This is a genomic window from Streptomyces sp. NBC_01750 (genome assembly GCF_035918095.1).
Taxonomy (GTDB): Bacteria; Actinomycetota; Actinomycetes; order Streptomycetales; family Streptomycetaceae; genus Streptomyces.
In genome coordinates this window covers 8,755,738-8,768,781 of record NZ_CP109137.1, presented here as the reverse complement: position 1 = coordinate 8,768,781, position 13,044 = coordinate 8,755,738, and the positions used below count along the sequence as shown (strand labels likewise).

The window sequence follows — 13,044 nt, the reverse complement described above, 5'->3', positions numbered from 1 at the left end:
GGAGCTCGAAATCCGGATTGCCGACCGATTGAAAGAGCACAGAGCGGAAACACTCGAACAATGCAGCCACAGTCTCCCTTTCCATAACGCTTGGCCCGTACTGAGCACAACCTGCCGCCCCGTCAGAGAGAAACAGCCATGCAGCTTTTCAGGTCAGAAAACTTGCCGTGAAGCGGAATGCGCCTGTCAACCCCGCCCCAGCAGACGCACGGACGACCAGCACAATGCCAAGCATGGAAAATGGAGCTGCCCCACCCACTATCCGACAGCAGGAGTCGATCTCCAAGCGTGCTTTATCGATGCGCGGGAACACCTGATGCGATCCTCGATCCACCACATGATCAGGAGAAACGGGAGCTGCCGAGGCCGAAGGGGCCGGGCGGTCCGAGCGTGGTGATGACGCGGTGATGCCGATCGCGAAGAACCTGCTGGCTACGGAGCGGACGGTGTGGCTACGGCGCAAGGTCTGGCGCGAGGGCGGGGTCGTGGCGCAGAGGCCGCAGGCGGGCCGAGGGCGTTCACCCGGCACGGGTACCGTGGCTCGGTCATCGCCGCCCATCGGCAGTTCAACGCCGACTGGTGTGCTGCCGGGAGTGGCAGAGAATCTCCCCGGATACCGTCCCGCGCCCCCATCAACAATCAGTCCGAGTGCCACGGGAATAGGCTCCAGCGGTATACGAGCAGGGCCGGTCTGGACAACAGGCGAGCGATACTGCAAAGCTGCGAAGTATGAAAATCGTGGAACCTGAGCTGTCGTCGTCCGGACATTCTCCAAACCGTTTCTTGGCCACGCTGCCCGACACGCCTGTAGCGGGTGAAGTACCCGCCCTATTACGGCTCAGCCACCGGCCTCTCCAGACAGTCGTCGGCCGGATACGTGACGGCGGGTCGGCCACCCAGCCGTCGGGCTCCAGCAGCGGCATCCGGATACACCCCAGCCCCCGTCGGCCGGTCGGCGGCGAGTTCCTCGGGGGGCCCGCATGACAAGTACCGAGGTGACGCCACGGCACAGGCCGGGACTGGCACTTGGGGTGCTGGCCGGTGCGCTCGCACTGGACGTGAGTGGTCTCGGGGTGCTCAATGCCGCCCTGCCGTCGATCGGAGCACGTTTCGACCTGGAGGACACCACACTCCAGTGGGTCATGATTGCTTACGCCGTAGCGTTCGCCGGCTTCCTGCTGGTGGGTGGCCGCCTCGCCGATGTATTCGGCCGGCGTCGGATGTTCGAATCCGGTGTCGCACTGTTCACGGTGGCCGCGTTGGCCGGGGCCGTTTCGCCGACCATCGGAGTGCTGCTCGCTGCACGGGCGGTCCAGGGCATCGGCGCGGCCCTGTCGGGTCCGGCCGCACTGGCCCTGCTGACCGAGGTGTTCCCGGCCGGTCCGGCTCGCAACCGGGCGCTCAGTGTGTACGCGGCGGTCGGCGCCGCGAGCTTCAGCGGCGGAGTCCTGCTGGGCGGAGTACTGACCCAGTTCCTCGGCTGGCGGTCGGTGCTGTGGTTCTCGGTGGTCATGGGGGTGGCCGTGCTGGCCGCGACGCGCGCCGGGCTGCCCGGCGGTGTCGGGCGCGGTGGCCGGCTGGACCTGCCCGGTGCGGTCTTGGGCACGATCGGCCTCATCCTGCTGGTCGTCGGCGCGAGCAGCAGCGGCGCGTCGGCATGGGGTTCGCTCTGCGTCGCAGTGGTGTTCCTGCTGCTCTTCGTCGCGCGTGAGCGCCGCACCGCCGACCCGGTGCTTCCTCTCGACCTCTTCCGGGCCCCGTCGATACGGGCCGCGAGCCTGGCGGCGTTCCTCCAGTACACGGGCTCGGTCGGGATGCTCTTCTTCGCTCCGCTGTATCTGCAGGGAATGCTGGGGTACTCCCCGCTCGAATCCGGTCTCGCGCTGGTACCGATGTCGGCGGGTGTGTTCCTCACCGCCAACTTCGTCACCGGACGCCTGCTCGCCAAGTACACGCCGCGCATGTTGATGGCCGTCGGGCTCGTCCTGATCGGCGGAGGAACAGCGCTGTGGATGGGCACACCGCACCAGGGCGGCAGCTATCTGCTGCATATGCTGCCCGGCCTGGTGATCAGCGGCATCGGCCAAGGCCTGAACTTCCCCTCGATGACGTCCGCCGCGCTCACCGGCGTTGAGCCGGAACAGCACGCGGTCGCCGGCGCGGTGAATGTCGTGGCGCAGCAGATCGGCTCCAGCATCGGAGTGGCGGTCATGGTCCTGGTCGCGGCGACCAGCATCGACCAGCTCGCCGGCTACCACCTCGCCTACCTCACAGCCGGCATCGCCTGCGGGCTCGGAGCAGTGATCATCGCTGTGACAGGTCGTCGGACAAGCACCGCCTGAGTGGTGCTCGTGTGAGATGTTCGCGGGATGACGGGCCACCCGGCGTGGTCGGCCCGCGAACTGCCGATCGGCACGGAGGCCGCCGGGAGCCGTGGGGCGTCGGTCTCACCCGCACACGACCGGCAGTACACCTGGGCGGCCAAGACCCGGACCGTTCTCGGGCCAACGGCCTCCCAGGTGGTCCATGAAGGCTCGTTCCGCTGGTCGGCGACCTGCATGGCCGGTACCACCGACAGACGAGGAACCTGCTTGGCCGGCCGCGAAGACGGCCTCGTGATGCGGCTTCCCCTCTTCGGCGAGGGTGCCGGGGTGCCGGCCGTGGACGATGGCGTGTCCGCCGCGGAAGCCGTGTGCGCAGATCTCGTGGTGAACGTCGAGCGTCGTCACCCGGCCCTCGGCCCCGGCCCCGGCGTTGCGGGGTGCGGGTTCGGCCTGAACGGGTCTGGTTCACAGGGGAGTTGGGACCTGCGGCCCTCAACCGATTCCTGCCGACGGGCGGCACGAGCGCACCGCTGCGCCGCAGGCTCATGCCCTGGCCGAGGAGGGCGTGGTGAGCGCGTGCGCGTTCGGTGAACTCGCCGATCGGGGGGCGCGCCCCCGCTCGTGGTGTAGTGGCGATCTCCGCAGAGGTGACCTCTGCGCCGGTCCTGAGGAGAGGGACTGCGGACACTCACGCCGACCGTGCAGGCTGACAGCCTGTCAGGAAGCGAAGGCCAGGAGGCGCCCCGGATTCTGACAGAACCTCTACGTTCAGGGGCGCGGGCGCTCAAGCGCGAGCTGGTCGCCTGCCTGCGCACCGGGCGTGCGCTGTGTGTCCCACGAGCACGCTCCCGACACCGCGCCAAGGGCCACGTCACACCCGAGGCGATGATCAGCGAGCGGCCTGCCGAAGCGAAAGACCGCGCGGCCCCTGGCCGCTGGGAGGGCAACCTGATCATCGGCACCGACTGGTCCGCATCGGCACGCTGGCGGAGCGCACGACGCCGTTCACCATGTTGCTGCACCTGCCACGGACGGACGGCTACGGCGCGGCCCACGGGTCAAGAGCCCGGCGCCGGCCGGCCGCGGTGCAAAGGCCGTCAAAGACGCCATCGCCGCCACGACCACCACGCTGCCCGACCATCTGCGCCGCTCGCTGACCTGGCATCGTGGCAAGGAGCTGGCCCAGCATGCCCAACTACTTTCCCAAAGGCACCGACCGGTCGCGATGGCAGGCTGATGAACTCGAAGCCGTTACCCTCGCGCTCAGCGACAGGCCCCGCAGGACCCTCGGTTGGAAGACGCCCGCCGAAGCCCTGAACGAACACCTACCATCGGTCCAGGAAGCCGGGGTTGCGACGACCGGTTGCGTCCGGGGAGTACACCTCTGCCCAATTCCACGACAAGCATGGGGAGTTGGCGCTACGGCAGAGCACACGCAGGACAGGAATCCGCTTCGACAACGCCGCCGCCGAGGCTTTTCGCGGTACTCAAAGACGAAATCGGCGCCCACAGCCGGGCCGACCAGGCCGGCGCGCGAGCCGGCATCTTGACCTTCATCGAGACCTACCACAACCGCAGGCGCCTGCGCAGGCATCCGGAACGGGGGCTGCCTCACGCCCCAGAGACCCGTCGGCGGCCCACCAAGGAACGAGACCGGCTCACACCCTTGGGGTGTTCGTCGCTCGGGCACCAGGCTTCGAGGTCTCGTCCCGCCACAACCCGTCCAGCCGGTCGCGCACCCAGGCCATGTCTCAACGGGTGGTGCAAGCGATCATGTGCTTCTGGTTGCGGCCTCCGGCTTTCGACGACCTCTCCGGCGGGCGCGGCCCGCAAAGCGCCCTGGTGAAGCGGCGGACGAGTCCCCGCCGACGGCTTGACCGGCCTCTACCCGTGGGTTCCGTCCTGTTGACCGGCTACACCACCTGGCGGGATGTCAACCGCACCATGTCGCTGTCCGGGGGCCGGCGCGGGAAACAGGCACCTCAACGACAGCCGTACCTCTTCGCGACCGAGCCGAGCACTCCGATCCGCCGGGGATTCCCAGAATCCTCGCCAGAGCGGCCCCTCGGCGCCGCCCTGGCGGACGCGTGACTACGCCGACCTCCGGGGACATCCCGATACGAGGGTTCACAGTGACGCGACCGGGCCGTTCGGCTGTTGCCAGCGTTGTTCAACCATCTCGCGGCTCAAGGCTTCTGTCTCCTGTGCGGAGAGGCGTTCGAAACCGTCCTCGGTGATCACCGCGACGATGGGGAAGATCCGGCGGCTCAGGTCCGGGCCACCGGTGGCCGAGTCGTCGTCGGCCGCGTCATAGAGAGCCTGGAGCGCGGCGAGGGCGGCGTCACGGCGGGACATGCCCGGACGGTACAGCTTTTTCAACGCGCCCCGGGCGAAGGGCGATCCGGAGCCCTCGGCGTAGAAGTCGCGCTTCTCGTACGGACCGCCGGTGACGTCGAAACCGAAGATCCGGCCGCGCTCTCCCTCGGGGGCGGACTGCTCGTACCCGGCGAGCAGCGGAACCACGGCGAGCCCCTGCATGGCCTGGCCGAGGTTCTGTCGGACCATCGTGGCCAGCCTGGTCGCCTTCGCATTGAGGGACATGGGGATGCCCTCCATCTTCTCGAAATGCGTCAACTCGACCTGATACAGCTTCACCAGGTCGATCGCGAGGCCCACAGTGCCGGCAAAGGCGACGGCCGTGTGGTCGTCTGTCGGGTGGACCTTCTCCAGGTCACGCTGGGTTATGAGGTGTCCCATCGTCGCCCTGCGGTCGCCGGCGATCATCACTCCGTCGCTGTAGGTGAGCGCCAACACCGTTGTGCCGTGCGGCACTTGGTCTGGCGCGGCCTGAACGCCTTCGGGGAGGGCCCGGTCTAAGCTAAGCAGCTCCGGCCGGTGGGCGCGGACGAACTCGGTGAAGGAGCTTCCAGGAGCGAAGAACTCCGCGCCCAGACGACCCGCGGACTCATGCCGAGTCATGTTTCTCCTCCCGGAACCCCTGCAGACGGTCAACTACTACCATGAACGACTCACCCGAAAACGCTGTTCGCGTGCCCAAGTCACCGACAGCAGACCGCTCTCCCGCACTCCCCCACCCAGCCCCGTGATGCCATCGCGCCGGACCCGCCCACCGCACTCCGGGCCCTGATCGACGCGCTTGCCACAGGACACGGCCTTGAACCCTGCCGCCGGCTGGCGGCGGTGACCAGCACGGTCAGCAGCAGGCCGAGCGTGCCGCAGCTCTCGGGCTGGCTGTGCCCGCACAGTGGCTGGCGCCGAGGGCCGGTGGTCGCCGCACTGCTCGATGGCGCGATGCGCACCGGCGGGGATCCGGTGAACTGTCGACAGGCCGTCGGCTCGGGGGCCGTCGCGGCGGAGGCGGGGGTGTGACCGACGTCGCGGTCCGTCGCGCCCGCTTCTGCATCGTCGGCCCCGCCTTTCCGGAGAGCGTCCCGCAGCCATGTCCGCCGACATGGTTTGGCGAGGCGAACAGGTCCGCGGGCCTGTGGGGGGACTTCCGCTCCGGAGGCGCCCTGCCGATCGAGCGCGGTGGCAGCGTAGGAGCTCCTGTCACCGCAGGTCAGCACGCACCTCATCCCGGATCCCCGTCAACGGGCAGGCCGTCACGTGATGGATCGAGGATCACACATCGACAGTGCCACGCACACAGGTGAGGGAGCGGCCACCGACCCACACCTCGTCTTCGTGGGCCTCGACAGTCACCACGCCCTGCCGATGGAGACGGCTACCCTGGCCGACGCGGTAGAGGCGGGGGGCGGCGCCGGTGCGGATGAGCCACTGGGCGATACCGGCGTGCAGACTGCCGGTCACCGGATCCTCGCGTACCCCAGCGGGCATGGCGAAGGCTCGGACCTCGAACGAGAGCGGCGAGCCCTCGGGGTAGGCGCCGACCACGCCGAGCATCAGGTCGCCCATGTGACGGTTGTCCGGGTCCAACGCCAGGACCTCCTCGGCGGTGGCCAGTTGCACGGCGGCCCAGCCTGGCCCGTTGTCCACCCATTGATGGGCGACGATCCGCTCGCGGCTGATACCGAGCCCCCGAACAATCCGGTCGAGATGCGCGGAATCCAGTGGACCCTCGCGCTTGAGGTCGGGCGCGCGGAAGCTCAGACCGCTGTCGGACCGCCGAATGTCGATCAGCCCGAGTGAGCATTCCTGGACGAGTTTTCCGGGTGTTCTCGGGGTGCCTCCCGCCTCCAGCCATGCGTGGGCGGAGCCGAGTGTGGGATGTCCGGCGAAGGGGATCTCGCTGCTTGGCGTGAAGATGCGCAGTCTGTAGTCGGCTCTGTCGGAGGAGGGCGGCAGCAGGAAGGTTGTCTCGGAGAGGTTGGTCCAGTTCGCGAGCCGGGCCATGTCCGTGTCGGTGATCCCGTCGCCGTCGAGGACGACTGCGACGGGGTTGCCGAGGAGGGGCTTGTCGGTGAATACGTCGACCTGGGAGAAGGGCCGTGCACTCGGGGTCGCTGGGGTTGTGGTCACTCGCCCTCCACGAGGACGAGGTCCATGTGGGTGCCGTCACGCAGGGGGACGATGGCGCGGTACTCGGGTGAGGCGTACCACTGGCGGGCCTGGTCGGCCGTGGGGAATGCCATGACTGACATGTGTGTGGGTTTCCAGTCGCCTTCCAGGACTTCGAACTCACCGCCGCGGATCATGAATCCGCCGCCGTAGAGTTCCAGTGTGCGGAGTACCTTCGCACGGTATTCCGCCATGCGTTCTAGGTCGCCGATGATTCCGACGTTGCCGATCAGCAGCGCGGTCATGAGCAGACTCCTTCAATTCCGGGGGCTCAGCAGGTGAAGTCGGCCACGGTGCCGATGCCGAGGCGCTGGGCGGCCCGTACGATGGCGAAGCCGGATGCGACGTCCTGGGCCGCCATGCCCAGTGATTTGTAGAGCGTGCGTTCGGTGGGGTCTATGCGGCCGGGGTGTTTGCCCAGCAGTACCTCGCCGATCTCGGGCAGTGGCCGGTCGGCCGGTACCAGGCCGTTCTCGATGGGGGCGGCGAGTTCGGAGGACTCGCGCAGGGCGCCTTCTCTGCTGTCGACGAAGACTGTGCAGGATGCCACTGCCGCGGCGTCGAGTTCGCGTTTGCCGGGTACGGAGGAGCCGACCGCGTTGACATGCGTTCCCTCGGCCAGGTGCTCGGCGTGGACCAGGGGCTCGGCTGTGTCCACCGTCGTGCACACCAGGTCCGCGCCGTGCAGCGCCTGGGCGGCGGTGTCCGTCAGCTCGACGGTGATGCCGGCTTTCGTACGCGCCCATGTGACGAATTCCGCGGCGCGCGCCGCGCCGCGGTTCCACAGCCGTACCCGGCGCAACTCCCTGGCCTCGGCGAGGGCGAGGAGGTGGCTGCGGGCCTGGGTGCCGGCACCGATCAGGGCCAGGTCACCGGCGTCCGGCAGGGCCAGCGCGTCGGTGGCGACGGCGGACGCGGCGGCCGTACGCAGCGCGGTCACCGCTGCCCCTTCCATCATGGCCAGTGGCTGACCGGTCTCGGGGTCGAACACGACCACCACGCCTACGTGCGTGGGCAGTCCCCGTGCCGAGTTGCCGGGCGCGTGGAGCACGGCCTTCATGCCGTAGCCGGAGTCGGGCTCGCCGCTGACATGGCAGGGCATGACGGCGAACAGCGACGTGTCCTGTCCTGAGGACAGGACCGTGCGTACGGGCTGGACGACTTCCCCGGCGCTGTAGCGGCGCATCACATCGGTCACCACCCGATACGCCTCCGCCACCGGGAACGCCTCTCGTACCTGGTCTCCGCTCAGCAGCAGCATGGAGTCCCTTCCTGGCTCGTTTCGTGTGCCATGGTGCTTATGCCGTCGCGGCGGCCGGCTGGGTCCGGGTGAACACCGACCAGACCATCAGGATGGGGCGGGTGGCGGAGATGAATTCCAGGCCGTGCCGTTCGGCTGAGGGAACGGTGGTGAGCGCGAGATCGGCGATGCCGTCGGTGACCGCCTGGGCGGCGGCACTGGTCGAGGTGGAGTGGATCACCTTGTAGGTGGAGTGTTTGGGGGACAGCAGCTGGCCGATGATCGGTTCGGGTGCGGGGTGAGTCGCGATGGTGGGTGAGTCCGGCACCGGGCCGTCGTTGTGGGGCGCGGCGATGCCGTACAGCGGGGTGTCCATCACGAACACGTTCGTCAGTGCCAGGCAGGGGTCCATGTAGAACTGGTTGACCGCACTGTAGGCGTTGGCCACGATCAGATGGGTGACGTGGTCGGTGCGGAGAGCGGCTCCCGCTTCCTCATAGGTGTCGAAAAGGTGGATGGCGGGCTGCGGGCTGTCGGATCCGGACAGGCGTATGAAGTGTCCGGCGGCGGCCTCGCTGCTTGTGCCGGGCGGTCCGAGAGTGCCTACGGCCGACACTCGGTCGGAGTCGCGCAGCAGGGCCGTGAAGCTCCACAGCGTCATGCTTTTCTCCCTGAGGGCTGGGGATGATGCATGGTGGGGGTGGAGCGGGTCTCCGGAGGGTCCACGGGAAAGCGCCATTCTGGGTGGGGTCCGTCGGCATGCCGCGTGACCGCGTCGTAGAGTGCGGCGAGCCGGTGGGTGACCTCGCTGGCGGCGCCGTTTCCGATGGCCCGGCCTGCGAGGGAGACGACGGGGACCACGCCCTTGCCTGTCGAGGAGAGGAAGACCTCGTCGGCGGTGAACACGTCTGACGGGCTGAGCGCACGCTCGATGACCTCCGTACCGGACTCCCGGCACAGCGTGATCAAGGTGTCCCTTGTGATGCCGGGCAGTATGTCGCTCGTGTCGGGAGGGGTCAGTACCCGGCCGGCGGCCACGGCGAAGACGTTCGCGGTGGTCGCTTCGGCCACGTGTCCGGAGTTGTCCAGAAGAAGCGCGTCGTCGAACCCGGCGGCACAGGCCTCGTCAGAGGCCAGCGCGCTGGTCACATAACCGCCGGTGATCTTGTGCTGGGTGGGCAGGGTGTCGCGGGGCGGGCGTCGCCAGGAGCTGAGTCCGCAGCGCGCCGGCTTCGCGATTCCGTAGGGCGGGAAGCCGAACGTGGTGATGGACAGCCCGTCGGAGACGCCCGACAGCGAGACGCCGGGAGGCGTGTCGGGATGCAGGGCGAGCTTGTGCGCCAGCGGCCGCACGTAGACGTCGCCGTCGTGGTGGTTGCGCCGGATCAGCTCAACGGTGATGCCGATGAGTTCCTCGACCTCGGTGGGGATGTCGGTGATGCGCAGGATCCGGCAGGCACGGAGCATGCGTTCGTAGTGCTCGCGCACCCTGAACAGCTGAAGCCCCCGGTCGGAACGGTAGGCGCGGATGCCCTCGAAGGTGCCGGTGCCGTAGTGCAGCGCCTGAGTGGACAACGGCAGGCGTGGCTCGGCCGCCGAGACGAACTCGCCGCGGTCGTAGGCCCATACGCCAAGCGTGTTCGCCGGCGTGCGGCTGTCTGAGCCGGTTGTGGCGTGGTCAGGGTGATGGGTGGTCACCGGGCCCTCGCCGCCGCGATGCGCTCGGCCGACGTATTCTCGATCGAGGACTGGGCACGCAGGTCCACGACCCGGGCAGCTTTCCAGCTCACCATGGCACCCGTGCTCGCGATGAGGCCGACAGAACCGGACTTGACCGTCAGAGCGGTGTCCAGCTCCCAGTGGCAGTCCTCGATGGCCTCTTCGACGGCGTCCGCGTGGCCGCCGTCCGGGCCGGTTTCCAAGGTCAGCGACAATGTGTCCCTACCGAGGCCCTCTCGATCCACGGTGATCTGGTAGTTCAGATAGCCTCGGAACCGGCGCAGCAGCAGGTCTTCGAGGTCGTATCCGCTGACGAGATGCCCGTTGAGGCGGAGCCGGTCGTGTACTCGTCCGACAGCTTCCAGTGCCGGGGCCGGTACAGCGGCTTCAGAGCCGGGGTCGGTCATCCGGACCATGTCGCCGGTGCGGTACCTGACGAGCGGTTTGGCTCCCAGGTAAAGGTTCGTCACGACGAGTTCGCCGCATCGAACCCCATCCGCGTCCGGAGCCACCGGCTCTGTGCCCTCTGGCTCGATCACCTCGTAGTAGTTGATCAGGGGGGCGGTGCGCAGCGAGCCGTCCGCGCTGGCCGCCGCGAGCACCGACGCCTCCTGCGAGGCGTAGAGGCAGTTGCGCGCCTCGGCACCCCACAGCTCGCCGATGTTCCGCAGCAGACTGGGCGACATCAACTCGCCTGTGAGCATCAGTACGTCGAGTGAGAAGTCCCGTTTGAGGTCGAACCCTGCGTCCACCGCCTCCTGGGCAAGGTTCATGGCCATGCCCGGAGTGCAGAACAGCCCGGTCACGGGCAGGAGACGCATGACCCCCAGTGCGCGTTCGAAGCCGACCATCGGAGAGCGCGGCCACATCTTGGCAATCCCGTGGCCCAGATTGCGGCAGACGTCGCCAAAGGTGTCCCCGGTCGCGTGCAGTTCGGTCGGACCCGAGACGCCGATGACCTGGCGGTCCCCGTACGGGGCGAGAATGTCGCGATAGTACGCGGTAAGGACTGTGTTGTTGTGAATGGAATCGGAGTTCGTCCGCGGGCACGGCGTCGCCGCTCCGGTCGTGCCGGTGGTCTCGTAGAAGACCCAGGCCCGGGAGACCGGCAGAGACAGAATATCGAACTGGGCTTTCCTCAGGTCTTCCTTGGTGGTGAACGGAAGGCCCCGCAGGTCGTCGATGCTCAGCGTGGAAATCTCATCGTCTGCGAGAGCCGCCAGTTTCTCCTGGTAGAAGGGAGATCTGGCCCGCACATATGCCACGACTTCGCGCAGCCGCTGCGTCTGATGGGACTTCAGCTTCTCCGTATCCCAGTCACCTGCAGCAAAGCTGTCGAACTGGTCGCGCAGCTCGCTTGCGAGAGCCCCCGCCTCGGGGTCGTACTGGGTGAACATCCAGGCCTCCAATAGTTCGACTCGGAAAGCGGTGGTTCACGCGTCGTTCAGGTCAATTACCACCCAGTCGGAGATGGCCCGCCAACGCTCCACCGAGAGGCGATGGAAAGGATTGGCCTGATATTTTTCCAATGCCGCCAAGTTGGGTAATATGCCGATGACGGCGAAATCGTAGGAGATGTCGCGGTCGACCGTGTTCCAACCTGTGCGCCAGGTAAGAAGTTCGGGCACGTTGCGGCAGACATCCTTGGCGGATTTCTCGGCTTCAACGACGGCTGGCGAGCACCGCTCGAAACCGTCCTTGAGTTTGAAGAGAGCTATGTGCGTGATCATCGACACCCTTCACGTCAACCCCTCCCGGATAATGGGGAGGGCGCGCTTTGGTCGCTGCGGAGCAAAGCTCTGACGGAACTTTCTGCGGAGTCCCCATACTGCGAGCATGCCGACATAGTCGGCGTTGATCAATCACACATTATCGATGATGTGGATCGAGGAATTGGGTACAGGGGCGACGCGTTCTCGGTTGACGGGACGGGCCGATCACCTATACGGGCCCTCCATGTGGTTCGCCCGGTTCGGCAACGAGAGCGTGCCCCTGATGACCAAGGTTGTCGAAGCCTTGACCACGAATAGGGGGAGTGTTCACACGTCATCTTCCCCGATCGGTGTTCCGCAGCGCCACTGCGAGGACACCGACTTCACCAGGTCTCTTGCGAGGAGGCTCCGGCGTTCGCGCCGGGGAGGAACCGCATCCCGTGACAGTGCCGCGAGGCGCCGCCCACCCTCAACCGCACCCGGCGCGGTTTCCGGCTGAAGGGCGGAGAGCTGCACCTGGCGGGCGGGATCGCTCTGACCATGGTGTGGTCGCGGGAGCTGCCCGCCGCCCCGTCCAGCGTCCGCGTCTACCAGGACAGTACCGGCCACTGGTACGCCAGTTTCGTTGTCCCCGCCGCTGTCGAGCCGCTGCCGGAAACCGGTGCGGTGATCGGTATGGACTGGGGCGTGAAGGAGACCGCGACCACGACTTCCGAATCCCACGACCTCCCGCACGCCGAGCATGGCAGGAAGGCAGAGGCGAAACTAACCCGGTACGACCGGATGATGGCGCGCCGCGGGCAGAAGAAGGGGCAGGCCGGATCGAAGGGTTACCGCGAGGCGAAGCGGCTGCGCGCCAAGGCGCACAAGAAGGTCGCCCGCCGGCGCCTGGGCACCGGCCGCAAATGGGCCAAGTCCGTTGTCCACGACCATGACGCGCTGGCCGTCGAGGACTTCAAGCCGAAGTTCCTCGCCAGGACCACCATGGGCCGCAAGCACGGACGCACCGTGCATCTGGTCCACCCCGCGCACACCACGATGGACTGCGCGCACTGCGGAGCGAGGGCCAAGCACGCACTGCCGCTGGGGACGTGCACCTACACCTGTACCGCATGCGGAAGCTCCTCTCCGAGAGACAAGAACTCCCCGCCCGCGTGACGCTCGTCCGGGCTGGTCTCAACCCGGCTGGTGCCGAGGGCGTAAGACCGTGTGGGGCGCTGTCCCAGATGGCCGCCTGAGCCAGGAATCCCCTCCCATCAAGGAGGGCAGGATTCAAACATACGATCGCCTCCGCCCGCATCCGGCTCTGGAGATGGCCGCCCCGGCCGGCCCGTTCCATCCCAGCCCGCAGCCCGAACCGGTCAAGGCCGTCCCGCTCGGCAGGCCGAGGCCGTGCCCGCCCTGACCGAGCTGGTGCTCGCACCCTCGACATGGCCCTGTGGCGTCGCGACCGCGCCCGAAGTCCCGCTGGCCCGAGGCGCGCTCACTGCGTACCTTCTGCGCATCAGCA

The 13,044-nt window shown here is 67.6% G+C and carries 10 protein-coding genes and 2 pseudogenes; 4 read left to right on the top strand and 8 right to left on the bottom strand.

Annotation, left to right across the window (positions count from 1 at the left end; translation table 11 throughout):
* Positions 1 to 980 precede the first annotated feature (980 nt).
* On the top strand, positions 981 to 2,342 hold the full coding sequence (locus OG966_RS39535; protein ID WP_326654947.1) for an MFS transporter: 1,362 nt from the start codon (positions 981 to 983) through the stop codon (positions 2,340 to 2,342).
* A gap of 736 nt (positions 2,343 to 3,078) precedes the next feature.
* Positions 3,079 to 3,685 (top strand): annotated as a pseudogene (locus tag OG966_RS39530) (transposase); the annotation flags it as partial.
* A 766-nt stretch (positions 3,686 to 4,451) separates the two neighbouring features.
* Here OG966_RS39530 and prcB read toward each other — a convergent pair.
* Complete coding sequence (gene prcB / locus OG966_RS39525; RefSeq protein ID WP_326654946.1) at positions 4,452 to 5,303, bottom strand: proteasome subunit beta; 852 nt, start codon at positions 5,301 to 5,303, stop codon at positions 4,452 to 4,454.
* 222 nt (positions 5,304 to 5,525) lie between these two features.
* Here prcB and OG966_RS39520 point away from each other — a divergent pair, with 222 nt between their 5' ends.
* On the top strand, positions 5,526 to 5,714 hold the full coding sequence (locus OG966_RS39520; RefSeq protein ID WP_326654945.1) for a hypothetical protein: 189 nt from the start codon (positions 5,526 to 5,528) through the stop codon (positions 5,712 to 5,714).
* Between the two features lie 252 nt (positions 5,715 to 5,966).
* Here the strand turns inward: OG966_RS39520 and OG966_RS39515 are convergent, their stop codons facing one another.
* From OG966_RS39515 to OG966_RS39485, 7 genes are read right to left on the bottom strand one after another with little or no spacing between them, the layout of a single operon-like run.
* Positions 5,967 to 6,824 carry a PhzF family phenazine biosynthesis protein gene (locus OG966_RS39515; protein ID WP_326654944.1) on the bottom strand — a complete coding sequence of 286 codons (858 nt, stop codon included), beginning with the start codon at positions 6,822 to 6,824 and terminating at the stop codon, positions 5,967 to 5,969.
* Entirely contained in the window at positions 6,821 to 7,108 is a 288-nt protein-coding gene (locus OG966_RS39510) for a DUF1330 domain-containing protein (RefSeq protein ID WP_326654943.1), read from the bottom strand. Before OG966_RS39510 ends, OG966_RS39515 begins: the two co-directional genes overlap by 4 nt.
* Positions 7,109 to 7,134: 26 nt before the next feature.
* On the bottom strand, positions 7,135 to 8,124 hold the full coding sequence (locus OG966_RS39505; protein ID WP_326654942.1) for an ornithine cyclodeaminase family protein: 990 nt from the start codon (positions 8,122 to 8,124) through the stop codon (positions 7,135 to 7,137).
* Positions 8,125 to 8,161: 37 nt separating this feature from the next.
* Entirely contained in the window at positions 8,162 to 8,764 is a 603-nt protein-coding gene (locus OG966_RS39500; protein WP_326654941.1) for a hypothetical protein, read from the bottom strand.
* The gene (locus OG966_RS39495; protein WP_326654940.1) at positions 8,761 to 9,801 is read right to left on the bottom strand and encodes an aminotransferase class IV; all 1,041 of its coding nucleotides are present in this window, start codon (positions 9,799 to 9,801) and stop codon (positions 8,761 to 8,763) included. Before OG966_RS39495 ends, OG966_RS39500 begins: the two co-directional genes overlap by 4 nt.
* The gene (locus OG966_RS39490; RefSeq protein ID WP_326654939.1) at positions 9,798 to 11,219 is read right to left on the bottom strand and encodes a phenylacetate--CoA ligase family protein; all 1,422 of its coding nucleotides are present in this window, start codon (positions 11,217 to 11,219) and stop codon (positions 9,798 to 9,800) included. Before OG966_RS39490 ends, OG966_RS39495 begins: the two co-directional genes overlap by 4 nt.
* Positions 11,220 to 11,255: 36 nt before the next feature.
* Positions 11,256 to 11,552, bottom strand: a complete 297-nt coding sequence (locus OG966_RS39485; protein ID WP_326654938.1) for a Dabb family protein — start codon at positions 11,550 to 11,552, stop codon at positions 11,256 to 11,258.
* 432 nt (positions 11,553 to 11,984) lie between these two features.
* Here OG966_RS39485 and OG966_RS39480 point away from each other — a divergent pair.
* Positions 11,985 to 12,772 (top strand): annotated as a pseudogene (locus OG966_RS39480) (RNA-guided endonuclease InsQ/TnpB family protein); the annotation flags it as partial.
* Positions 12,773 to 13,044: the final 272 nt, after the last annotated feature.